We start from the raw sequence: 22,373 nt of genomic DNA on the forward strand, positions 1-22,373 counted from the left end.
TGCTTGAGCATTTAATGCTTTTTGTTGCAGCATCAAACGCCCACATTTATCGACTGTAATTTTTTAAAGACCGTATTGCTTGCTGTTGAAGCGTTGTGTTCATCAGCACAGAAGCGAGATTATGAAGTGTTTCGTTTATCTCGTCAACCCCTCGCTTTTCTTCGTTTCGCTTTGCAGCGTCTGCGTTGTCTTGCGAGGGACAGAACTATAGCAAGCCGCTCCCTGCTTTGGCAAGAGGTAAAATAATAAATCTTTCGATTCATAAGCTGCCTCATGTCCATCTCCCCTATTTATAACGAAGCGCTGGCCGCGCAACTCGACCGCGCCATTAATAACAAGACCAAGCCGCTGGGCAGCCTGGGCGTGCTGGAGGCATTGGCCAAGCAAATCGGCCTTATACAGAACACTCGCGATATCGCCATTAATAAGCCAGCCATATTAGTGTTCGCCGCCGATCACGGCGTAGTCGCCGAGGGCATCTCCGCGTATCCGCAGGATGTGACGTGGCAAATGGTAGAGAACTTCCTCGCCGGCGGCGCGGCGATTAACGTTTTCGCTGCGCAGAACAACTGCACGCTGCGCGTGATCGACGCCGGCGTGAATCACGACTTCGGCCCGCGCGACGGCCTGACTGATCGCAAGCTGGCCCACGGCACCCGCAACTTCGCGCAAGAGCCGGCCATGAGCCGCGATCTGTGCGACACCGCGCTGGCCGCCGGCGCAGCGCTGGCCGCCGAACTGGAAGGTAATCTGGTCGGCTTCGGCGAAATGGGTATCGGTAACACCACCGCCGCCGCAGCGCTGATGCACAAACTGACCGGTATCCCGGTATCGCAATGCGTGGGCGCCGGCACCGGTCTCTCGGCGGAAGGCATCCTGCACAAGCAGCGCGTCATCGAGGCGGCTGTCGCCAGACATGCCAGCGCCGCCGAGCCGCTCGACGTGCTGACCGCCTTCGGTGGACTGGAAATCGCCATGATGGCCGGCGCCATGCTGAAAGCGGCCGAACTGCGCAAGGTGCTACTGATCGACGGCTTTATCGTCACCAGCGCCTTGCTGGTCGCCGCCCGCATGCAGCCGGCGATTCTCGACTACTGCGTGTTCGCTCACTGCTCCAACGAAAACGGCCACCAGCAAATGCTGTCGGCACTCGGCGCCAAGTCGCTGCTGAATCTCGGCCTGCGTCTCGGCGAAGGCACCGGCTGCGCGCTGGCGCTGCCACTGCTGCATGCCGCCGCCAACTTCCTGAACCAGATGGCGACCTTCGAGTCGGCGCAGGTCAGCGAGAAGTCGGAATAATGCACCAGCTGCGCCTGTTCTTCACCGCGCTGCAATTCTTCACCCGCCTGCCGATTCCCGGCTGGGTGGGTTTTGACCCTGCGTGGCTGAATCAGGCCTCGCGCTACTTCCCTCTCGTGGGCGTGGTAGTGGCGCTGATTACCGGCGCAGCCTATTTAGTAGCCGCGTGGTTCCTGCCAGCGCCGGTCGCTGTGATTATCTCCACCGCCGTCGGCATCTACGCCACCGGCGCATTTCACGAAGACGGCTTTGCCGATATGTGCGACGGCTTCGGCGGCGGCATGACGCCCGAGCGGGTGCTGGAGATTATGAAGGACTCGCGCATCGGCGCTTACGGCGCCATCGGCACCATCTGCATGCTGGCCCTGAAACTAACCACACTTGCCATGCTGCCGCCGCTAGCCGCCATCGGCGCGCTACTAGTGGCGCATCCGCTTTCGCGATTCATGGCAACCTCGCTGATCTGGCGTCTCGACTACGCCCGTGCGGAAGGCAAGGCAAAGCCGCTGGCGCAAAAGATGGGCAACGGCGAATTCGCCATCGCCGCCATCACCGTCGCCGTGCCGCTGCTAGCCGTGGGTGCACTGCAATGGCTGCCGGTGGCCGGTCTGCTGGCCGGCACACTGGCGGCAGCCATTGCTACCTTCTGGCTAGCCCGAAAATTCGTGCGCCGCATCGGTGGCTACACCGGCGATTGTCTCGGCGCGGTACAGCAAGTGACAGAAGTGATGTTCTATCTGTGCGCGCTAGCCTGCCTGCCGCGATGAAGCTGATACTGGTCCGCCATCCGCAACCGCTAGTCGCGCCGGGCATCTGCTACGGCAGCACCGACCTTGCGGTCGCGCCGGAGCAGCTGGAGCAAACGCTGGCCGCACTCAAGCTGCCAGCCGGCCTGCCGATCTACTCAAGCCCCCTGCGCCGCTGCGCCGATCTGGCCGCACGCCTGAGCGCCGCCACCATCTACGACGCCCGCCTCGCCGAGATGCATTTCGGCGCATGGGAGATGCAGCCATGGGATCAAATCCCGCGCAGCGACATTGACGCATGGGCCGCTGACACGGTCCACTACCGTCCCGGCGGCGGCGAAAGCGTGCTGCAAATGGCCGAGCGCATCACCGCCTTTTACAACACGCTGGCCACGGACGCAATCATCATCGGCCACGCCGGAACCATGCGCCTACTGGCCGCCCGCCATGCCGGCTTAACCCCTGTAGAAATGGCGCTACAAGCCGCACAAACCGCCCATCAAATCCCCTACGGCTCCACTTTGATTCTTTAAACCCGTATAATGTGCGGGTTTTGGTGCTCGCGCGTCTGTTCAGATGCGCAGTTAAACGGGAAACACGAAGCTGTTAAAAAAGCCAACGTGTGCTGCCCCCGCAACGGTAAGCAAGTGTCGCCGCTGTACGCGATAAACCGCCTCTCAACACCACTGTGCCTCGGCATGGGAAGGTAAGGCGGTCTGACTTGTTAGCCCGGATACCGGCCAAATCAGGTGGAAGCGGGCACACCCCGCTTCTGTTCACAATTGGCCTACGGGGACGTCGGCCGGTTGCTACTAACAGAAAAATTATCATGACCTTTCGTATCTCCCGTCCTGCGGCGCTGACGTCGCTGGCGCTGGCCATGGCTGCCTGCTACGCGCACGCTGAATCTGCATCCTCGCCTGCCGACACCGTCGTTGTTACCGCCACCCGCACGCCGCAGCCGCTGGCTAACGTCATCAGCGACACCATCACCATCAGCGCAGAACAGATTTCCGAATCGGGCGCAGGCTCCATCGTCGACCTGCTGCAACGCCAGCGCGGCATCGAGATCGCCCGCAACGGCGGCGCAGGTACCGCGTCCAGCGTCTACATCCGAGGCGCCAACAGCAACCAAAACATCGTGCTGGTTGATGGCGTGCGCATCGGCTCCTCGACCACCGGCGCCGCCAACTGGAGCGCTATCCCGCTGACCGCCATCGACCATATTGAAATCGTCTACGGCCCATTGAGCTCCCTGTATGGCGCTGACGCCATCGGCGGCGTGATCCAGATCTTCACCAAGAAGGGCAAAGGCGCGCCAAGCGTGACTGCCTTCGCAGGCTACGGCAGCGACAAGACGCGCGAAGCCGACGCCACCCTGTCCGGCGCCACCGGCGGTGAGCACAGCTTCAGCTACGCGATCAGCGCGGGCAAAGAAAAATCGGACGGCTTCAACGCCACCCGTCCAGCGCTGTCCTCATACAACGCAGACCGCGACGGCTACGACAAGGAAAACGTCTCCGGCCAATTCAGCTTGCAAATCGCGCCAGGCTATGAAGCCGGCGCGCTGTTCTTGCACAGCAAACTGGAATCGCAGTACGACGCCGGCGCCTCCGCCTACGACGTGCGCAGCACGGCTTCGCTGGATACCGCCGCCGTCTACGGCAAGGCCAAGTTGGTGCCGAACGTCGACACGCTGGTGCAGTACTCGGAAAGCCGCGACAAGGGCCAGAACTGGAGCAGCGCCGCAGCTGCAGGCTATTCGCGCATCGACACCAAGCAGACCGACATCACCGTGCAAAACGATATCCGCATCGGCGAAGACATGCTGCAAGTGCTGTACGATCACCGCAAGGAAGAAGTATCGACCAATGGTTCGAATGCGCTGAACCGCGACCGCACCACCAACTCGTGGGCAGCTTCGTACAACGCGCGCCGCGGCGCCAATCTGCTGAACGCCGCTATCCGCCGTGATAACTCGGTGTACGGTTCGAAGAACACCGGCTCGCTGGGCTACGGCTACGACTTCACCTCGCAGCTGCGCGCCACCGCCAGCTACGGCACCAGCTTCCGCGCACCGACCTACAACGAGTTGTACTACCCTGGCTACGGCAATCCAGGCAACAAGCCGGAACAAGGCAAGAACGCCGAAATCGGCATTCGCTGGGATGACGGCGTGAACGCGCTGAGCGCCAACTACTACCGCAACAAGCTGTCCGACCTGCTGGTCAACACCACGCCTTGCCCGTTCGGCACCGCCGGCTATGCCTTCGGCTGCGCCTACAACGTCAGCAAAGCGACCTTGGAAGGTGTGACGATTTCCGGCGCCACCAAGCTGGCCGGCCTTAATCTGGCTGCCAACATCGACTTGCAAGATCCGAAGGACGATAGCAGCGACAAGCGCCTCGCGCGCCGCTCGAAAAAGCACGGCAACGTGACCGCCGATTACCGCATCGCCGCGCTGAAACTGGGTGCGGAACTGGAATTCTCCGGCGACCGTTTCGATGACGCAGCCAACAAGAATCGCCTTGGCGGCTATGGCTTGGTGAATCTGTACGCGACCTATGCCTTCACCCGCGACTGGTCGGCGCTGGTCCGCTGGAATAACATCGGCGACAAGCAGTACGACTTGGCGCGCAACTATGGAACGCCGGGTTCCAAGGTGTTTGCCGGCATCCGTTACGGCTACAAATAATGGTGTAACCTGCCGGGGATGGACGTCCTTCCCCGGCAGTTTTTTTGAAAGCAGTGCATGCATTCTTTCTCCCGCAATCTGCGACAGCGCGCCACCATCACCCTTGCAGGGTTGCTGCTGTTCGCGTTTGCCAGCCTGATTTTTTCGGGTATGACCGGTTCGGTCTCGATTCCCCTTTCCGATATTCCTGCGGCGCTCAATGAGCTGCTGCATGGCCAGAATTCGACGCTGGCAGCTACCCTGCTCGACCTGCGTGTCAGTCGCGCGGTATCCGCTTTCGTCACCGGTGCGGCGTTGTCGCTGGCCGGCGTGATGATGCAGGCGCTGTTGCGCAATCCGCTGGCCGATCCTTATGTACTTGGCCTGTCCGCCGGCGCCTCGGTCGGCGCGCTGGCTGCCCTGCTGTTCATGTGCGCCGCGTGGATGGTGGACGCAGCCGCCTTTGGCGGCGCAGTCGCCGTCTCCATGATGCTATATGTGCTGGCCCGGCGCGATCTGCGCGGCGGCACGGCGGCCGAAGGCGGCACCGCGCTGTTACTGCTGACCGGTGCGATCCTGTCCTCCGCCTGCATGGCGCTGGTGACGCTGATGCTGTCCATCGCGCCCGAAAGCCGCCTGCGCAGCATGGTGTTCTGGATGATAGGCGATTTGTCGGGCACTCAGATGCGCTGGCTGCCGTGGGCGGTGCTGATCGCCGCGCTGATCTTCGCGCTGCGTAATGCGCGCGCTATGAATGTGATGGCGCTGCACGCCGAAGCTGCGGCTACGCTGGGTATCCGCGTGGGCGCGCTGCGCAAAGGCTTGTTCTTCGTCTCTGGCTTGCTGACCGCCAGCGCTGTGACTAGCGCCGGCAGCATCGGCTTCGTCGGCCTGATCGTGCCGCATGCCTGCCGCTTTGCGGTTGGCCCCGATCACCGCATCTTGATTCCCGCAGCGACGCTGGCTGGCGGCACCTTCCTGCTGCTGGCCGACACGCTGGCCCGCACCGTCATCGCGCCGCAGCAGCTGCCGGTGGGCGTGGTAACGGCCTTGATCGGTGCACCGGTCTTCCTGTATCAACTTCACCGGCTGCGCAAATGATGATCAGCACTCATAAACTTTATCTGAGCGTCGGCCAGCGCCAGCTGGTGTCTGATCTCGAGTGGCAGGTGCGCCAAGGCGAATGCTGGAGCGTTATCGGCCGCAATGGCGCAGGCAAGAGCACTTTGCTACGCGCTCTGGCCGGACTGCGTTCGCCGGAAGCCGGCCACGTGGCGCTGGACGGCCGGCCGCTGCCTGAATGGCCGCTGGCGGAACTGGCGCGCCAGCGCGCCTTCCTCGCGCAGAGCCGCAGCGACGCCTTCTCCTACAGCGTGATTGAAACCGTGCTGTCGGCGCGCCATCCCTACCACGACAACCGCTACTGGGAAGACAGCGACGATCACGCCATCGCCATCAAATCGCTGGCAGCGATGGAAGTGGCCGATCTCGCCGCGCGCGATGTGCGCACCTTGTCCGGCGGCGAGCGCCAGCGCGTGGCGATTGCCGCCATGCTGGCGCAAGACACGCCGCTGCTGCTGCTCGATGAACCGGCCAATGCGCTGGATCTCGCACACCAGGTCAGCGTGATGGGCATCGTCGCGCGCCTGTGCCGCGAACAAGGCAAGACCGCCGTCATGATCGGCCACGATTTAACGCTGGCGCATAGCGTCTCCACCCACGCGCTGCTGCTGAAAGGCGATGGCCGCTGGCTGGCCGGCACCACGGCCGACGTGATGCAGGCCGATATCCTCAGCGATTATCTGGGCCACCCGATCGAAGTAATCAAGCACGGCAAGCGCAGCATCTTTATCCCCAACGAGGAAACCCAATGAGCGACGACATCAACGAACGTCACCGCGTGCGCATGGAGCGCAAGAAGGCCATCATCGACGCCAAGATCGCAGCGGCAGATAAACAGATCGGCATCATCATCGTCAACACCGGCAACGGCAAGGGCAAGAGCTCCAGCGCCTTCGGCATGGCGATCCGCGCCATGGGCCACGGCATGAAGGTCGGCGTGGTGCAGTTCATCAAAGGCGCGCTGCAAACCGGCGAGGAGCGCTTCCTGCGCCGCTTTCCCGAAGAGATCAGCTTCCACGCCATGGGCGAAGGCTACACCTGGGAGACGCAAAACCGCGAGCGCGATATCGCCAAGGCGCAGGTGGCGTGGGAACAAGCGAAGAAATTCCTCGCCGATCCCGAGATCGGGCTGGTGATTTTCGATGAATTGAACATCGCCCTCAAGTACAAGTATCTGGACGTTGACTTGGTAATCAACGACCTGCTGGCACGCCCGGCGATGCAGCACGTCTGCATTACCGGGCGTGGCGCGCCGCCGGAGCTGATCGAGATCGCCGACACGGTCACTGAAATGGAAGTGGTCAAGCACGCGTTCAAGGCCGGTATCGGCGCACAGGCGGGCACCGAATGGTAAAGGCACTGCTGGTTGCCGCCGTCTCGTCGGGACAGGGCAAGACCACCGCCACCGCCGCGCTGGCGCGCAAGCTGGTTCGCATGGGCCAGCGCGTGCGCGTGTTCAAGTGCGGGCCAGACTTTATCGATCCGATGCTGCTGGAGCGCGCCAGTGGTGCGCCTGTGCGCTCGCTCGATTTGTGGATGGTCGGTAAAGAGCTATGCAGCCAGCAGCTGGCGCAAGCCGCCGCACAAGCGGACGTGATCCTGATTGAAGGCGTGATGGGCTTATACGACGGCACGCCCTCCTCGGCTGACTTGTCGCGCGAATTCGGCGTGCCGGTGATGGCAGTGATCGATGCCGGCGCCATGGCGCAAACCGCCGGCGCGCTGGTGCACGGCCTGCGCGACTACGGCCCGGTAGAGATGGCCGGCGTGATCGCCAACCGCGTCGCCAGCGAAGGTCACGCCAAAATGGTGGCGTCCTCGCTGCGCGACATTCCGCTGTTTGCTACTTTGCCGAAGCAGGCCAAGTCGCTCCCCGAACGCCACCTCGGCCTCGTGCTGCCGGGCGAAGTGCAAGACATCGACCTACTGCTTGACGATCTGGCCGACCAACTGGTGTTCGATGAAGCGGCGTGGGATCGCCTGCCGCCGGTGCATATCGCCCCAGCGCCAGCACCGTCGCCAGAAGCAGTGCTAGCCGGGAAGGCCATCGCCATTGCGCGCGATGCGGCCTTCATGTTCCTCTACCCGGCCAATCTTGAAACGCTGCGCGCAATGGGTGCGACGCTGGAGTTTTTCTCGCCGCTCGCCGACGAAGCAGTACCGACGGAAGCCGATGCCGTCTACCTCCCCGGCGGCTATCCAGAACTGCACGCGGAGCAGTTGTCGCAGGCGGCAACGTGGCAGGCTTCGATCCGCGCCGCGCACGCAGCGGGAACGCCTATCTTTGCGGAATGCGGCGGCATGATGGCGCTGGCCGATACGCTGGCCGATCAAGCGGGAAAAACATGGAATATGGCAGGCCTTCTGCCCGGCGCTGTGGCGATGCAGCCACGCCTCGCGGGCCTCGGTTCGCAGGGATTGGACACGCCGCACGGCGTGCTGCGCGGCCACACCTTCCACTACTCCAGGCTGGCGACCGGCGTGACGCCGGCCGCGTACACTGTGAAGCATCCCTCCGCAATACAAGGTGAGGCCGTGTATCAGGTAGGATCGTTGACGGCCTCGTATTTTCACGCATACTTTGCATCCAACCCGGCGGCAAGCGCCGCCCTGTTTTTAAGGAGAGTGTGACATGACACGTACACTGGTTCTGGGCGGCGCGCGCTCCGGCAAAAGCGCTTATGCCGAACGTCTGGCCGCCGACTCGGGCAAAGAAGTGGTCTACATCGCCACCGCCACTGCCGGCGACTCGGAAATGGCAGCGCGCATCGCGCATCACCGCGCTGGCCGGCCGCACGAGTGGATCACGGTGGAGGAGCCGCTGGCATTGGGTAACCAGCTTTTGCGCTGGTCGTCGCCAGATCGCCTGATCCTGGTCGACTGCCTGACGCTTTGGCTTAGCAACCTGCTGTTCAGCGGCGGACAAGAATATCCTGACGTCGGTGAAATCACCCTGCCCGCCCTATTCCACGAGCAGCACGACATGCTTGCCAGCGCCCTAACCAAGTGCGCCAGCGACATCGTGCTGGTATCGAACGAGGTAGGTCTCGGCATCATGCCGATGGGCTCCGTCTCGCGCTGCTTCATGGATGAACAGGGACGCCTGAACCAGTCCGTTGCCGCCATCTGCGACCGCGCCGTGTTTGTCGCCGCCGGCCTGCCGCTGGTATTAAAAGGATAGCCGTGCTGAGTGGACTAAGTTTTTCCGCCATCGCGCTTTTGATGGCGGTGGGCGTGCTGCTGGATTTGTGGTGGGGCGAGGTGCGCCGCTGGCATCCGCTGGTCGGCTTCGGCAATTGGGCGATTGTGCTGGAGCGTAGGCTCAATCAAGGCAGCCTGCGTTTTGCGCGCGGCATGCTGGCGTGGATGCTGGCCGTGCTGCCCTTGACCGCGTTGGCCGCACTGCTGATCTGGGCCTTGGCCCTGCCAGCCGCACAAGCGGCCGTCCACGCCCTCATGCTGTACTTCTGTCTCGGCCTGCGCAGCCTGCGCGACCACAATCTGCCGATAGCCGATGCGCTCTCGCAGAACGATTTACCTAACGCCCGCCTGCTGACAGCCCGCATCGTCAGCCGCGATACCACCAGCGCCAGCGAGATTGAACTGACCAAGGCCAGCGCCGAATCGCTGCTGGAAAACGGCAACGACGCGGTGTTTGGCACGCTGTTCTGGTTCATCATCGCCGGCGGCCCCGGTGCGGTCTTGTTCCGCATGGCGAATACGCTGGATGCCATGTGGGGCTACCGCACGCCGCGATTGCTGCAATTCGGCTGCGCCGCCGCCCGCATCGACGATGCGCTCAATTACATTCCTGCCCGTTTGACCGCGCTCTCTTACGTGCTGCTGGCGCCCGGCCTGCAAGGCAAGCGCCGTGCATGGCAATGCTGGCGCGCGCAGGCGCCCATGTGGGATAGCCCAAATGCCGGCCCGGTAATGTCCAGCGGCGCTGGTGCGCTTGGCGTGCAGTTGGGCGGCGCGGCGGTCTATCACGGCGAAGTCGAACATCGTCCGACACTGGGCAACGGCCCGCTGGCCACCGGCGCAGACATCGGCCGCGCATGGCAACTGGTGGCGCGCACGACGGCGCTGTGGCTGGCCCTCGCCAGTACCGTCGCTGTACTGCTGGAGATCACACATGCTTGAACATGGCGGCAATCTGCGCGACGCCGCGAAGCGCTTTGGCCGCGATAACTGGCTCGATCTATCTACCGGAATCAATCCGCATTGGTATCCGGCTCCCGCGCTGGCGGGCAACGCGTGGCATCGCTTGCCGGAGCCTGATCCCGCATTGGTGGCGGCAGCGGAAGCCTTCTATGGCGCGCCGCACATGCTGCCGGTGGCCGGCACGCAAGCGGCGATTCAAGCGCTGCCTCGCTTACGCAAACCATCGCGCGTTGCCGTCAGCGCGCCCTCCTACGCGGAACACGCGCACCATTGGGCTGATCACGGCCACACATTGACGCTTACGCCTTACGATGCGTTGGAAGCCGCCGTGACGCACAACGACGTGGTGGTGGTGGTCAACCCGAACAACCCTACCGGCGCGGTGGTGCCGGCGACGCAGTTGCTCCGATGGGTCGATCAATTGGCCGCGCGCGGCGGCTGGCTGGTAGTAGACGAAGCATTTGGCGACACCGCGCAGCACAACAGCGTGGCCGCGCACACGGCGCGTCCTGGCTTGATCGTCCTGCGCTCGGTCGGAAAATTCTTTGGCCTGGCCGGCATCCGGCTTGGCTTCGTGGCCGCGCATGCGAACCTGCTGCGCGATTTGGCCGACCTTCTGGGGCCGTGGACTATCAGTGGCCCGGCGCAGCAAATCGCGCTGGCCGCGTTGAGCGATCACGCATGGCACGCCAACACGCGCGCGGAGCTGCACGCCAGCGGCGAGCGCCTGCAAGCGCTGCTGGGCGCGCATGGCATTCAATCCAATGGCACGCCGCTATTCCAGTGGTGGGCCGAGCCGCAGCCGGAAGCGTTCTGGCAGCACATGGCGGAACGCGGCATCTGGGTACGACTCTTCACACAAGCGGCACGCGGCATTCGTCTTGGCCTGCCGCCGGACGAAGCAGGCTGGCAACGCCTGCAAACAGCACTCACTGAATGGAACAAGAAATGAAAGCTCTGATCTTTGCCGCAGCCCTCCTCGCATCAGCCATTGCCGCCGCAGCGCCAGTCACCGTGCGCGACGATGATGGTAACGTCGTCACACTCGCCAAACCTGCCCAGCGCGTGATCGCCATGGCGCCGCACGTGACGGAATTGCTGTTCGCCGCCGGTGCAGGCGACAAGATCGTCGGCGCGGTCACTTACAGCGACTACCCGGAAGCCGCAAAAAAAATCCCGCGCGTCGGCGACAACCGCCTGATCGATATGGAACGCGTCGCGGCGATGAAGCCAGACCTGATCGTCATCTGGATGCACGGCGGTTTCGAACGCCAGATTGAAGGCCTGCGCAAACTCGGCATCCCGCTGTTCCACAGCGAGCCAACCAAGCTGGAAGGCATCGCCGAAAACGTCGAACGTCTCGGCCAGTTGATGGGCACCGAGGCCGTCGCCAATCCCGCTGCCGCCGAGATCCGCCAGCAGTTCGCCGCCATGGCCAAGCAGTATTCCAACCGTCCGCCGCTACGCCTGTTCTACCAAGTGTGGGACAAGCCGCTCTACACCCTGAGCGGAAAATCGATTGTCAGCGACTCGATCCGCTTGTGCGGCGGCGTCAATATCTTCGCTGATCAAAAAGTCACCGCACCGATCATCAGCATGGAAGCCGTGCTGCAAGCGAATCCCGAAGCCATCTTCGGCACCAGCGAAAAAGACTACGGCAGCGTCGATCTGTGGAAGCCATATGGCACGCTGCTCGCCGTGAAGAACAACAATCTATTCCGCTTACAGGGCGACTTGCTGAACCGCGCCGGCCCGCGCATGGTGGCCGGCACCAAAGCACTGTGCGAAAAAATCGAAGAAGCCCGCCAGCATCGTAATTAATATGTCATTCCCCTACTCCACCCTGATGGTGCAAGGCACCACCTCGGACGCTGGTAAAAGTACCGTCGTCGCAGCCTTATGTCGCCTGCTCAAGCGGCGAGGCGTGCGCGTGGTTCCGTTCAAGCCGCAGAACATGGCGCTCAACAGCGCAGTGACCTCAGACGGCGGTGAGATCGGCCGCGCGCAAGCGCTGCAAGCCATCGCCGCCGGCGTGCCGCCGCACACCGATATGAACCCGATCCTGCTCAAGCCATCGAGCGACATCGGCGCCCAGGTCATCATTCACGGCAAGGTGCGCGCCGAGATGAACGCGCGCGACTACCACCAGTACAAGACCGTCGCCATGCAGGCGGTGCTCGAGTCGCATGAGCGCCTGCTGCAGCAGTATGAGTGTGTGATGGTGGAAGGCGCTGGCAGTCCAGCCGAAATCAATCTGCGCGACCGCGATATCGCCAACATGGGCTTTGCCGAAAAAGTGGACTGCCCGGTGATACTGGTGGCGGACATTGATCGCGGCGGCGTATTCGCCCACATCGTCGGCACGCTGGCCTGCTTGTCGGAGAGCGAACGCAATCGCACCATCGGCTTCGTCATCAACCGCTTCCGTGGCGATATCAAGCTGCTGGAGCCGGGGCTGGAGTGGCTGGAGCAGCAAACCGGCAAGCCGGTGTTGGCGGTGCTGCCCTACCTGCACGGCCTATTCCTCGACGCCGAAGACGCGGTGCAGCCAGTGCAAGCCGCGCGCGGCGCCTTCCGCGTGGTGGTTCCCAGCCTGCCGCGCATGAGCAACCACACCGACTTCGACGCGCTGCGTGCGCACCCCGATGTGGATCTGCATTTCGTGCGTCAGAGCGAACCGATACCGCCGGCAGATCTGATCATCCTCCCCGGCAGCAAAAACACGCGCGGCGATCTGGATTGGCTGCGCGCCCAAGGCTGGCCGCAACAGATAGAACGCCACTTGCGCTACGGCGGCAAAGTAATCGGCGTATGTGGCGGCTTCCAGATGCTGGGGCTAAGCGTGACCGACCCGCTGGGCATGGAGGGCAAAGCCGGTGAGTCGCCTGCCCTCGGCCTGCTCGATCTGCGCACTGAAATGAGTCTAGACAAAAGACTGCAGCAAGTACAAGGCGTTTGCGCTTTCGATGAAGACCGCGCACCAGTCGCCGGCTACGAAATCCACATGGGCGTCTCCACCGGCGGCGCGCTCGCCAACCCGGCCTTTATCATCAATGGCCGCCCGGAAGGCGCACTGTCCGCCGACGGCCAAATCCTCGGCACCTACCTGCATGGCCTGTTCGATACGCCGGAAGCCATCAGCGCCTTGCTGCGCTGGGCTGGTCTCAACTCGCAGAACACCGTGGACACCTCCGCCCTGCGCGAAGCCAGCCTGGATCGCATCGCCGACGCCACGCAGCCATTATTGGACGCACTGCTTAAACTAAAATGAATCCGCACGCCTACCCCGACGCCGAAATTGCCGGCGTCTATCGCGCCATCCGCGAACGCCGCGATGTCCGCCACTTCAAGCGCGGCCCGCTGGAGCCGGGCCAACTGGAACGCTTCCTCACCGCTGCCCACAATGGGCCCAGCGTCGGCTACATGCAGCCGTGGCGTTTCGTCCGCATCACCGATACTGCACTGCGCACCCGCATTCACCAGCACGTGAACGAAGAACGCATCAAGACCGCCGAAGCGCTGGGCAAGCGCGCGGAAGATTTCATGAAGCTGAAAGTGGAAGGCATACTGGAATGCGCGGAGGTGCTGGTGGTCGGCCTGATCGACAAGCGCGATCAATACGTATTCGGCCGCCGCACCATGCCGGAGATGGACTTGGCATCCGCCGCCTGTGCGCTGCAAAACTTCTGGCTGGCCGCGCGCGCGGAAGGCATAGGCGCCGGCTGGGTATCGATGTTCGATCCGCAGCAGCTGCGCGGCATCGTCGGCATGCCGGAGGGCAGCCAGCCGATCGCCGTCCTATGCGTGGGCCACGTCCACGAGTTTTATACCGCGCCGATGCTGGAACTGAAGAAATGGGATCAGCGCCGCCCACTCACCGACATCCTGTTCGAAAACCGCTGGGATCAACCGGCCTAGCACTCCTCGATGCGGCGGTTGCCCGGCCCGGCGCGCACGCGCAAGCTGCGCTCCGTCGCCGCCGTATAGTCGTGCTTCAACACCGTATCGACAAAGCGCCAATCGCAGCGCACCTGCTCATGGCTGGCGGTAACGATCATGTAGCCACGCTTGCTGGTCTGCGCGTAGTACAGCGGCTCGATCAAGTCCACCATCATGTTAGCCACATCCTCGGGGTCGCGGTCAGGGTAAGCGCCTTCCATGCCCGGCGACGATACCGAGGCAGTGGCAAACTCCACGCCTATCTGCTTGCCCTGCGCATCGCGCAAATCGCTGGCCCACGCGTTATGCGTGTCGCCAGCCAGCACCACCAGATTCTTGCGGTGCTTCTGCATCATCTCAAACACCTGCTCGCGGTCAGCCTGATAGCCATCCCACGAATCCAGATAGCACGGCAAAGTTGGCGCCGACAGCCAGCGCTGCTCTTTCGGCGTTACGCACGAAGGATCAGCCGCCGCGCGCTTCTTCAGCGCCGAGTAGTCGGTGCAACTGCACTCGCCCATCACCACCGCGGTCGGATACTCCATGCGCGCCATCAACACCTGCTGGCCCAGCATCTGCCAGCGCGCGTTTGAACGGCTGACCTGCCCTTCCAGCCACGCCATCTGCTCGCGGCCTATCATCTGGCGGCGCGGCGAACACACGTCCTGCTTGTACTTCTCCACGTCGAAGTGCTTATGCTCGTCGTAGTAAGAGGACATCATCAACTGCTGATCGCGCGCGATCAACCGCGTGTCCAGCATGTGCAGCGAGACGATGCCGCCGAAATCAAACGAGCGATAAATTTTATCCGGCGCCGACATATCCGGCACGCGAATCGGCATCCACTCGTGGTACGCCGTCAGCGCCGCCAGCTTGCGCAACTCAAACGGCCCATACTTGCTGGCCTTGTGATCGACAGAGCCGTCGCGCCACGTGTCGTCGGCAATCTCGTGGTCATCCCACACGGTGATGAAAGGCATCGCGGCATGCACCGCCTGCAGATCCGGGTCGGAGCGGTACTGCGCGTAGCGGCGGCGATAATCGTCCATGCGCAGCAGCAGATCGCGCGGCTCGGACACCCGGCCCAGCGCCTCCGCATTGCCGCAAGCGTAGCCGGTGCTTTCGTATTCGTAGATGTAGTCGCCTATGTGCAGTGCGGCGTCGATATCGTCCTGCTTTGCCGCATCGGCGTAAACGTTGAAGTACCCAGCCGGGTAGTTCGAGCAGGAGAACACCGCCAACCGCACTTGCCGCGCATCGCCGCGCGCCAGCGTCTTGGTGCGGCCGACCACCGACTTCTCGCTATCGACCGCAAACTGGTAGTAGTACACGTGCCCCGGCAGCAGGCCGGCAGCATCCACCTTCACCGTGTAGTCCTTTTGCGCGGAGGTGATCACGCTACCGTGCGCAATCACTTGCTGCATGGCCGGATCAGTCGCCATCTGCCAGCGCACGGCGACTTCGCCGGCTTGGGCCGGTGTCACGCGCGTCCAGAGGATCACGCGATCACTGAGCGGATCGCCACTCGCCACGCCGTGACGGAAACCGGCGACGCCACTATCGCCCATGCCGGCGGCAGTGCTGGTGCAGCCGCTCAGGCCCGTCGCGCCCACGCCCAACAGCGCGGTCGATGCGGCCATGCGGCGGATAAAGGTACGGCGTCCTTCCATGCTGCTCTCCCTCTAGCCATAGCAATGTGCGCAACTTACGCCCCAAGCGTGACGTCCTTATGACCGTTGTGTTTATTTTGTGTGACAATCACTGTATGAATGCCGCCGCCGCCAAGCGCTACCTGCCGTGGGTAGTCGCCACCACCCTCTTCATGGAGCAGCTGGACTCCACCGTTGTCAACACGGCCATCCCTGCGATGGCCGCCAGCTTGCAAGTGACGCCACTGAGCTTGAAAGCCGTGGTCACCAGCTACATCCTCAGTCTCGCCGTCTCGATCCCCATCAGCGGCTGGATGGCCGACCGCTTCGGCACGCGCCGCGTGTTCATGACCGCGATTGCCATTTTCACCATCGCCTCGGTGCTGTGCGGCCTGTCGGTCAACTCGCCGATGCTGGTGGCGGCGCGGCTGCTGCAAGGCTTCGGCGCGGCGATGATGATGCCGGTCGGACGCTTGACCATCGTCCGCACTTATCCGAAGCACGAGCTGCTGGCGGCCATGAACTTCGTTATCATTCCGGCGCTGATTGGGCCGCTGCTCGGGCCCACCATCGGCGGCTTGATCGTGCACTGGCTGACGTGGCGCGATATTTTCTTCATCAACGTGCCGGTCGGGCTGGTGGCGATGTTCCTCGCGCACCGCTACATGCCGGACTATCACGGCGACCATCCAAGACCATTGGACTTCATCGGCTTCGTTTTGTTCGGCACCGGCATCGCCTTGCTGTCATGGCTGCTGGAAGTCTTCGGCGAGCACAAACTTGACGTCACCTCGGCCTCGGTGCTGCTGTTTATTTCGATCGCGCTGCTGGCGGCTTACGTGTGGCACGCCAAGGATGCGGAGTTCCCGCTGCTGCGCCTCTCGCTGTTCAAGATTCGCACCTTCCGCGTATCGGTGCTGGGCGGCTTCGTCACGCGCATTGGCGTCGGCGGACTGCCTTTCCTGCTGCCGCTGCTGTACCAGTTGGGCCTCGGCCTGCCGGCGTGGCAATCGGGCTTGCTGATGATGCCGTCCGCTGCGGCGGCCATGGGCATGAAGGTGATTTCGGCGCGCGTGCTGGGACGCTTCGGTTATCGCCAGGTGCTGACCGTGAATACGCTGCTGATCGGCGTCACCATCAGCATGTTCGCGTTTGTGCAGCAAGGCACGCCGCTGTATGTGATCGTGGCGATCAGCTTGTGCCTCGGCTTCTTCAATTCGCTGCAATTCTCCAGCATGAACAGCATTGCCTACGCCGATGTCGATCAATCCAATTCCAGCATGGCCAGCACCATGGCCAGCTCGATGCAGCAGCTGTCGATGAGTTTCGGGCTGGCGGCCGGCTCGCTGGTCACCGGCTGGTATCTGGGCGACATGCCGCAATCGAATCGCGTGGCGCTGACGTCGGCGCTGCATCATGCCTTCATCACGCTGGCCGTCTTGACGGTACTGTCCTCGCTCACCTTCCGCACACTGCGCAAGAGCGATGGTGAAGCCATCAGCCAAGCGAAGCGCCCAGGCGAACAATCAGGCGATTGACATACGGATCCAGCTCCAGCGGCCCGTGATAGTGCTCGGGTGCGTAGCGGTAAGCGTAACTGGGCAGCAGCGAGTACTGGATCTGCAACATCAGGCGCGGTTGCAGCGCCGGCGCCGTGCCCTTGTGGATGCCGGCCGTATCGACTGCGAAGCAAAAGCCGCGCGTGCCGATGGCGGTCAACAGCATGTCGGCGCTATGAGCGTCGGTGATTTCGCGGTCGCTGTAGAAGCGCAAACGCATCGGCGCCTGCGTCAAGTGGCTGCCATGCAGGTAGATATGCGGGCCGGCGCCATCATCAACGTCGGTGAGATAAACCAGCACTTTCAGGTAGCGCCAATCCTCGGAATCGCGATGAAAGGCCTGCAAGGCGCTGCTGTCGCCGGCCACCGGGAACGACCAGCGCAGGCCCAGTGCGGAAATGGTCGGCTTGCAATTGAGGTAGCGCGCCGCCAATCCCAGCAAGACCGGGCTATTGGCCAGCGCCAGTATGTGCGGACAAGCGATCACGTCGCGCAAGTGGTAATCGGCCACGCGCACCGCCTCGGGCCGTTGCGCCAGCGCGAAGCCGGAACGCTCGCGATCACGATCAATTAGCAGCTTGTCACTTAGCCAAGCGCGGATCTCGCCGCATTGCGTGGTGTCGAGCAGATGACCGAGCGGTGCATAGCCGCTGCGGTGCAAATCCTGCAGGGCCACCTGCTCGGCGGGCGTGGCCGCGTACCATACCTTGCCCGAGCCTTGGCGCAGCCTCACCGCGGCGCTGAGCGCGCGCACCACCAGCCGGCGCAGCGTGGGGTAAGTCACGATGCGCTGGCTGTAGTACAACAGACTATGAAGCGGGGCAAAACGGCGGCCGGGTTTCAGCTGCGCATATTCCATTGGGCTTTCCTCCCATGTCACCTCTGAGAAGGTAACAATCCGGGAGCCGCCCCGCCTTGATGTGGGCTAAACCTTGGTACGGCGGCGCGCAATCGCTCCTACCAGCGCCAAGCCGCCCAGCAACATCGCGTAGGTGCCTGGCTCCGGTACGGCGGCGACCTTGGTGTAGGTGCCGTCGAAGGTGTAGGCCGCGCCAACGCCGTTGATGTGGGTGGCGCCGATCAGCGACAGGAAAGCCGCGTCCGACGAGTAATCGCCCAGCAGGCGGAAGGCATAACCCCCAGTTGCCGCCTCGGTGAATGTCAGCGTCTTGCCGTCCACCACCGTGCCCAGTGCTCCAAAGGTCAGCGCCGAGCCGCCCAGCAGCACCGACGAGTCGCCGGTTAGCGAGAGACTGGCGAAACTCTGGCCGGCTGCACCGGCGTTGACCAAGCGCAGCGTGCCGCCATTGAGGATCAGCGCGCTGTCGGCGGACAGGCGCTGGGCGCCGTCCAGCGTCAGGCTGCCGCCGCTCAGTTGGGTCGCACCGCTGTAGCTGCTGATGCCCGAGAAGGTGATGTTACCGCTCTGCACTTCCACCTTGCTGAAGTTGGAAATCGCGCCGGCGTAGCTGAAGCTGTTGCCCGGGCCGGTATTCACCACCAGCGTGTTTTGCGTACCGCTGCCGCCGTTGATGCTGCCGCTGATCGTGCCGCCGGTAATGGTCACGCTGTTGACGCCGCTACCGAGCTCAATTGCCTTGCCGCTGCTGGAACCGTCGATTACGCCGCCGGTAACGATAACGGTCTTGTCAGCGTTGCCCTTGATGGCGGCGCTGGTCAAGCCGCCGCCTTGAATGCTGGCGCCGGCGTTGTTGAGGATGGTGATGGTGTAGCCGCTGGCTGCGCCTGTTGCCACGATGGCGGCATCGCTGTCGCCACGGATCAAGCCGCCGGCCTGATTGGTGATGGTGGCGTGGGCGTACAAGCCTTCGCGCGTGCCGCTCAGCGGGCCGCTGGTGATGTCGTTGCCTGCCAGCGTAATCCCGCGTCCAACGGCGTTGGTGTTGCCGGCGCTGACCAGTCCCTCAATGATGCCGGCGTTGGTGATACTGCCGCCGCCAAAGCTAACGCCTTCGCTATAGGCAAGGCCACTGCCCGGCGCGCTGTAAGCATTGAGCGAGCGGATGATGCCGGTGCTGGAGTTGGTGATGCTGGCGATACCGTCCGCATCAATGCCGTCGCCATCGCCGTTGCCGCCGTAACCGGTGATCAAGCCATGGTTGATGATGGTGGCATTTTGTTTGCTGTTGTAGCCATCCAGATTGATGCCGGAGCCGTTCAAGCCGCGAATCTCGCCGCCAGCGCTATTGGTCACGCTGATGGTGAAGTTGGATGCGGCATCAGCCTGCTCGCCCGTGATGCCATGACGGCCGCCTTCGATCACGCCGCTGGCCAAATTGAAGACTAGCACGCCGGTATTTTTCTGCGCATCGACGCCGTCGCTACCACTGCCGTCTGGCTTAACGATATTGGACTGGATTTTACCGGCGTTGTTCACGACGCCATTCAGGCCCGGACGCACCGCGTCGGCATCAGTGGCTTTCAGCAAGCCGCCTTTGAAATTGTTGACCACATTGGCGCCGGTAACGTTGCTGAAATCTACCGCCTGCGCGCCGCCTGCGCCGGAATTCAGCGAGATCAGCGAACCGTAGTTGTTGAGCGTGACAGTGGCGTTAGGCTGGGCCATCTGGATCACGTCGGCATTGGCGGCTTGCATCAAGGCCGTGCTATTGGTGGTGCTGCCGTTGTTGATGACGAGGTCGTTCACGCCGGTGTTGTCGCGGATGACACGGCCGCTGCCGGTTTGCTTGATCGTGCCGAGGTTGCTGATCGTGGCGTTTTTGCCGGTCACGGTAATCGCCACCGTGCTGCCGCTCACGCTCAGCACGCCGCTGGCGCCGACCGAGCCGGTCTGGTCATTGCTCAGCGTTTGCGCGGTGCTGCTGTTGCCGGTGATGTTGAAATCAGCTGCCGTGGCAACGCCAAAAGGCAGCGCAGCCAGCAGCAGGAATTGAATTGCGGAAGATGGTTTTTGCATGATGTATGTCCCCGGATAATTAGAACGACGTCAGCGCCTTGGCGAACTTGATCAGCCACAAGCGGCTTGGACGCTCGACGTCGGCGCCGCGCGCCACGCGGATGCTGTTGGCGGCGTTGCAGCCAGCCGAGCTGCTGGCGATGATCACGCCGTTCGCATCGATATTGCACTTGGTGACATCGGCGTCGTCGACCGACTTGCCGTTGGCGTCAAACACCTTGGTCTTGAGACCGAAGTCGTTGTCGTTGGCCAGTGCCAGCGTGCTGCCGTCGACGATGGTCAAGCCTTCCGCTTTTTCAGCCAGCCAGCCGATGGCGTTCAGATCCAGCAACAGGGTTTTCTTCAGCGTGGTGACGGCTTTCCAGTCAGCGCCGTTGACGGCTACGCCACCCATGCTGCTTTTCTCCAGGTCGGAGGTAGTGGCGTTGAAGGCAGTTGCCGAGATGTCGGTGGCCGAGCCGATCTCGATCAGCATCAGCTTGTTGAACACCTTGCCGCTAGGCGCAGCACCTTGCTCGATCACGATGAACTTGCCGTTACCCAGCGCGACCACGTCGCCCAGCTTGGCGTTGCCGGTACGGCCGTCCTGGTAATCGGCCGCTTCCAGCGGGTAGGCGTACATCTTACCGGCCTTGCCGGTGGTTGGATCGAACTCGGTCCAGCGGGTGAAGCGCGCGAAGCGTTCGACCAGCTCGCTCTTGCCGGTGACCGAGTAGGTCGCGCTGCCATCGGTCAGCGGGCTTTGCAGGAAGCCGTGCAGCTTGTCGGTGGTGGCATCCAGTGCCAGGCCTTCCATGCCACGATTGGCGCGGCGCTTCAGGAAGATGTCCGGCAGGCCGGCGCCCGGTGCGTACTTGTTCAGAATGATGCCGGTGGCCGGATCGATCTTCATGATGAACGGGCCGTACTCGTCCGACACCCACAGCACGTTGCGCTTCTTATCAACGACGATAGCTTCGGTATCGATGCCGTTAGCGTCAAACGTGGCTTTGCTGTTGGCGTCGTACTTCATCGCATCCATCACCGGCAATTCGGCCGAGTTGCCAACCGTGCCCGGTGGAATGGCCAGGCCGCTGGTCTTCACCGTGGCCGATGCCTTGATCGGGGTCGACGAAGTCAGCACCGCGCCCGACTTGCCCACCGTGATCACGCCAAATGCCGGCGCAAAGCTCGGCGATGGGAAGATCTTGGCGCCAGTGGTGCCGGTGCCGGTCAGCGCAGGCAAGTTAGGGCCGTCGCCGTTCGGGCCGCGGTCGGTCAGGCCATAGAACTCCAGCTCGCCATTCGCGTTGGTGCCTTTGAAGGCGATCGACGAACCGTACGATGGCAGGAAGCCCAGCGGGAAGTCTTCTTTCACCTTGGCGTTGGCGCCTTCGTATGGAATGTAATAGCTGTTGGCCGCTTGCACCTGGTAGCGCGTCACGGTAACCGAGACCGCGCCCAGCGGCGTGGTTTGGCTGAACGTTTCGTTGACTGGCGTGCCGACCTTGGATGCCAGCGTATCTTCAAAGTGCTCGCGCACCAGCGCACGGCGGCTGTCATCGATCGTACGAGCGGCGTACTTGGCGCCGGCGGCGGTCAGGTTGGCGCCAAGGACAGTGTTGAAGGCGTCAGCAGTGGCGTTGAAGTCAGCGGTCTTGGAAGCCAGTGCGGTTTTCACGTCGGCATTCAGCTTGATGCCGTTGGATGGATCGCTATCATCATCCAGCAATTGCAGGGCCAGCAGGCGGTTGACGACTTTGCTGTCTTTAACGTCGGTGACGCCGGCCAGTTGCAGCGGCGTGATGGTGGCGGCACAAGGCGCGCTGCCCAGTGCGATGCCGCCGACGCTGAAGGTCACGGTATCGCCAGCGTAGCAAGTGAATTCGCCCTTGGCATTAGTGCTGGCCTTGGCGGCGGTGCCCGCCACGTAGTCCAGATTTTCCACTGCGCCGTCCAGGAAGGCGCCGGTCATTGGCGTCTTAGGCGTTTCCGGTGCAGCGCTATCGCTGCCGCCGCAACCTGCCAGAACGGAGAACACGGCGAGCGACACCAAGGAGAATTTTTTCATGCTGACTTGTCCCTAATTTTAGAAAAAGGACAAGCTTAGCGAGGGCGCGTTACAGGCTGATGACAGACGCAAAAAAGCCCGCTCAGGTTTCACCTGAACGGGCTTTTTCTAAATAACTAGCTTGACGATAACCTACTTTCACACTGGTTGCAGCACTATCATCGGCGTAGAGTCGTTTCACGGTCCTGTTCGGGATGGGAAGGGGTGGGACCGACTTACTATGGTCATCAAGC

At 62.6% G+C, this 22,373-nt stretch carries 19 protein-coding genes, 1 rRNA gene and 1 riboswitch; of the genes, 15 read left to right on the top strand and 5 right to left on the bottom strand.

The features are described 5' to 3' along the window. Positions 1–273: 273 nt before the first annotated feature. From cobT to bluB, 14 genes are all read left to right on the top strand, one after another. Positions 274–1,299, top strand: coding sequence for a nicotinate-nucleotide--dimethylbenzimidazole phosphoribosyltransferase (gene cobT, locus GTP45_RS27575; RefSeq protein ID WP_161017052.1), 1,026 nt, complete (start codon positions 274–276; stop codon positions 1,297–1,299). After that, a complete protein-coding gene (locus tag GTP45_RS27580; protein ID WP_161017053.1) occupies positions 1,299–2,066 on the top strand; it encodes an adenosylcobinamide-GDP ribazoletransferase in 768 nt (255 codons plus the stop codon). Before cobT ends, GTP45_RS27580 begins: the two co-directional genes overlap by 1 nt. Next, positions 2,063–2,578, top strand: a complete 516-nt coding sequence (locus GTP45_RS27585) for a histidine phosphatase family protein (RefSeq protein ID WP_161017054.1) — start codon at positions 2,063–2,065, stop codon at positions 2,576–2,578. Before GTP45_RS27580 ends, GTP45_RS27585 begins: the two co-directional genes overlap by 4 nt. Before the next feature lie 4 nt (positions 2,579–2,582). After that, positions 2,583–2,804, top strand: a riboswitch (cobalamin riboswitch). Positions 2,805–2,874: 70 nt separating this feature from the next. Continuing rightward, entirely contained in the window at positions 2,875–4,740 is a 1,866-nt protein-coding gene (locus GTP45_RS27590) for a TonB-dependent receptor domain-containing protein (RefSeq protein WP_161017055.1), read from the top strand. Between the two features lie 57 nt (positions 4,741–4,797). Next, a complete protein-coding gene (locus GTP45_RS27595; protein ID WP_161017056.1) occupies positions 4,798–5,820 on the top strand; it encodes a FecCD family ABC transporter permease in 1,023 nt (340 codons plus the stop codon). After that, positions 5,820–6,593 (top strand): ABC transporter ATP-binding protein, encoded by a 774-nt coding sequence (locus GTP45_RS27600; protein WP_161017070.1) that lies wholly within the window; start codon positions 5,820–5,822, stop codon positions 6,591–6,593. Before GTP45_RS27595 ends, GTP45_RS27600 begins: the two co-directional genes overlap by 1 nt. Further along, on the top strand, positions 6,590–7,195 hold the full coding sequence (gene cobO, locus GTP45_RS27605; protein ID WP_161017057.1) for a cob(I)yrinic acid a,c-diamide adenosyltransferase: 606 nt from the start codon (positions 6,590–6,592) through the stop codon (positions 7,193–7,195). Before GTP45_RS27600 ends, cobO begins: the two co-directional genes overlap by 4 nt. Further along, the gene (locus GTP45_RS27610; protein ID WP_161017058.1) at positions 7,189–8,472 is read left to right on the top strand and encodes a cobyrinic acid a,c-diamide synthase CobB; all 1,284 of its coding nucleotides are present in this window, start codon (positions 7,189–7,191) and stop codon (positions 8,470–8,472) included. Before cobO ends, GTP45_RS27610 begins: the two co-directional genes overlap by 7 nt. A 1-nt stretch (position 8,473) precedes the next feature. After that, on the top strand, positions 8,474–9,022 hold the full coding sequence (cobU, locus tag GTP45_RS27615; RefSeq protein ID WP_161017059.1) for a bifunctional adenosylcobinamide kinase/adenosylcobinamide-phosphate guanylyltransferase: 549 nt from the start codon (positions 8,474–8,476) through the stop codon (positions 9,020–9,022). A 2-nt stretch (positions 9,023–9,024) separates the two neighbouring features. Further along, positions 9,025–9,984: an adenosylcobinamide-phosphate synthase CbiB gene (cbiB, locus tag GTP45_RS27620; protein WP_161017060.1), complete on the top strand. Its 960-nt coding sequence runs from the start codon at positions 9,025–9,027 to the stop codon at positions 9,982–9,984. After that, positions 9,977–10,957 (top strand): threonine-phosphate decarboxylase CobD, encoded by a 981-nt coding sequence (gene cobD / locus GTP45_RS27625; RefSeq protein ID WP_161017061.1) that lies wholly within the window; start codon positions 9,977–9,979, stop codon positions 10,955–10,957. The genes cbiB and cobD overlap by 8 nt, the downstream gene beginning before the upstream one ends. Then, the gene (locus tag GTP45_RS27630; RefSeq protein ID WP_161017062.1) at positions 10,954–11,826 is read left to right on the top strand and encodes a cobalamin-binding protein; all 873 of its coding nucleotides are present in this window, start codon (positions 10,954–10,956) and stop codon (positions 11,824–11,826) included. The genes cobD and GTP45_RS27630 overlap by 4 nt, the downstream gene beginning before the upstream one ends. Before the next feature lies 1 nt (position 11,827). Continuing rightward, positions 11,828–13,276 (top strand): cobyric acid synthase, encoded by a 1,449-nt coding sequence (locus GTP45_RS27635; RefSeq protein WP_161017063.1) that lies wholly within the window; start codon positions 11,828–11,830, stop codon positions 13,274–13,276. Then, the gene (gene bluB, locus GTP45_RS27640; RefSeq protein ID WP_161017064.1) at positions 13,273–13,923 is read left to right on the top strand and encodes a 5,6-dimethylbenzimidazole synthase; all 651 of its coding nucleotides are present in this window, start codon (positions 13,273–13,275) and stop codon (positions 13,921–13,923) included. Before GTP45_RS27635 ends, bluB begins: the two co-directional genes overlap by 4 nt. Here bluB and GTP45_RS27645 read toward each other — a convergent pair. Next, a complete protein-coding gene (locus GTP45_RS27645) occupies positions 13,920–15,614 on the bottom strand; it encodes an alkaline phosphatase D family protein (protein WP_161017065.1) in 1,695 nt (564 codons plus the stop codon). The two genes, bluB and GTP45_RS27645, sit on opposite strands and share 4 nt — an antisense overlap. A gap of 95 nt (positions 15,615–15,709) precedes the next feature. Between GTP45_RS27645 and GTP45_RS27650 the strand changes: the two genes are divergently transcribed. Then, positions 15,710–17,131 carry a DHA2 family efflux MFS transporter permease subunit gene (locus tag GTP45_RS27650; protein ID WP_161017066.1) on the top strand — a complete coding sequence of 474 codons (1,422 nt, stop codon included), beginning with the start codon at positions 15,710–15,712 and terminating at the stop codon, positions 17,129–17,131. Here the strand turns inward: GTP45_RS27650 and GTP45_RS27655 are convergent. The 4 genes from GTP45_RS27655 to rrf all read right to left on the bottom strand — a co-directional run bounded on the left by GTP45_RS27655 (position 17,091) and on the right by rrf (position 22,372). Next, positions 17,091–18,011: a phytanoyl-CoA dioxygenase family protein gene (locus GTP45_RS27655; RefSeq protein ID WP_161017067.1), complete on the bottom strand. Its 921-nt coding sequence runs from the start codon at positions 18,009–18,011 to the stop codon at positions 17,091–17,093. The two genes, GTP45_RS27650 and GTP45_RS27655, sit on opposite strands and share 41 nt — an antisense overlap. A gap of 66 nt (positions 18,012–18,077) precedes the next feature. After that, positions 18,078–20,090: a beta strand repeat-containing protein gene (locus GTP45_RS27660; protein WP_161017068.1), complete on the bottom strand. Its 2,013-nt coding sequence runs from the start codon at positions 20,088–20,090 to the stop codon at positions 18,078–18,080. Between the two features lie 19 nt (positions 20,091–20,109). After that, positions 20,110–22,140 (bottom strand): esterase-like activity of phytase family protein, encoded by a 2,031-nt coding sequence (locus GTP45_RS27665; RefSeq protein WP_161017069.1) that lies wholly within the window; start codon positions 22,138–22,140, stop codon positions 20,110–20,112. Between the two features lie 119 nt (positions 22,141–22,259). Further along, positions 22,260–22,372, bottom strand: a 5S ribosomal RNA gene (gene rrf, locus GTP45_RS27670). Position 22,373: the final 1 nt, after the last annotated feature.

Source organism: Duganella rivi, assembly GCF_009857435.1.
Taxonomy (GTDB): Bacteria; Pseudomonadota; Gammaproteobacteria; order Burkholderiales; family Burkholderiaceae_D; genus Rugamonas; species Rugamonas rivi.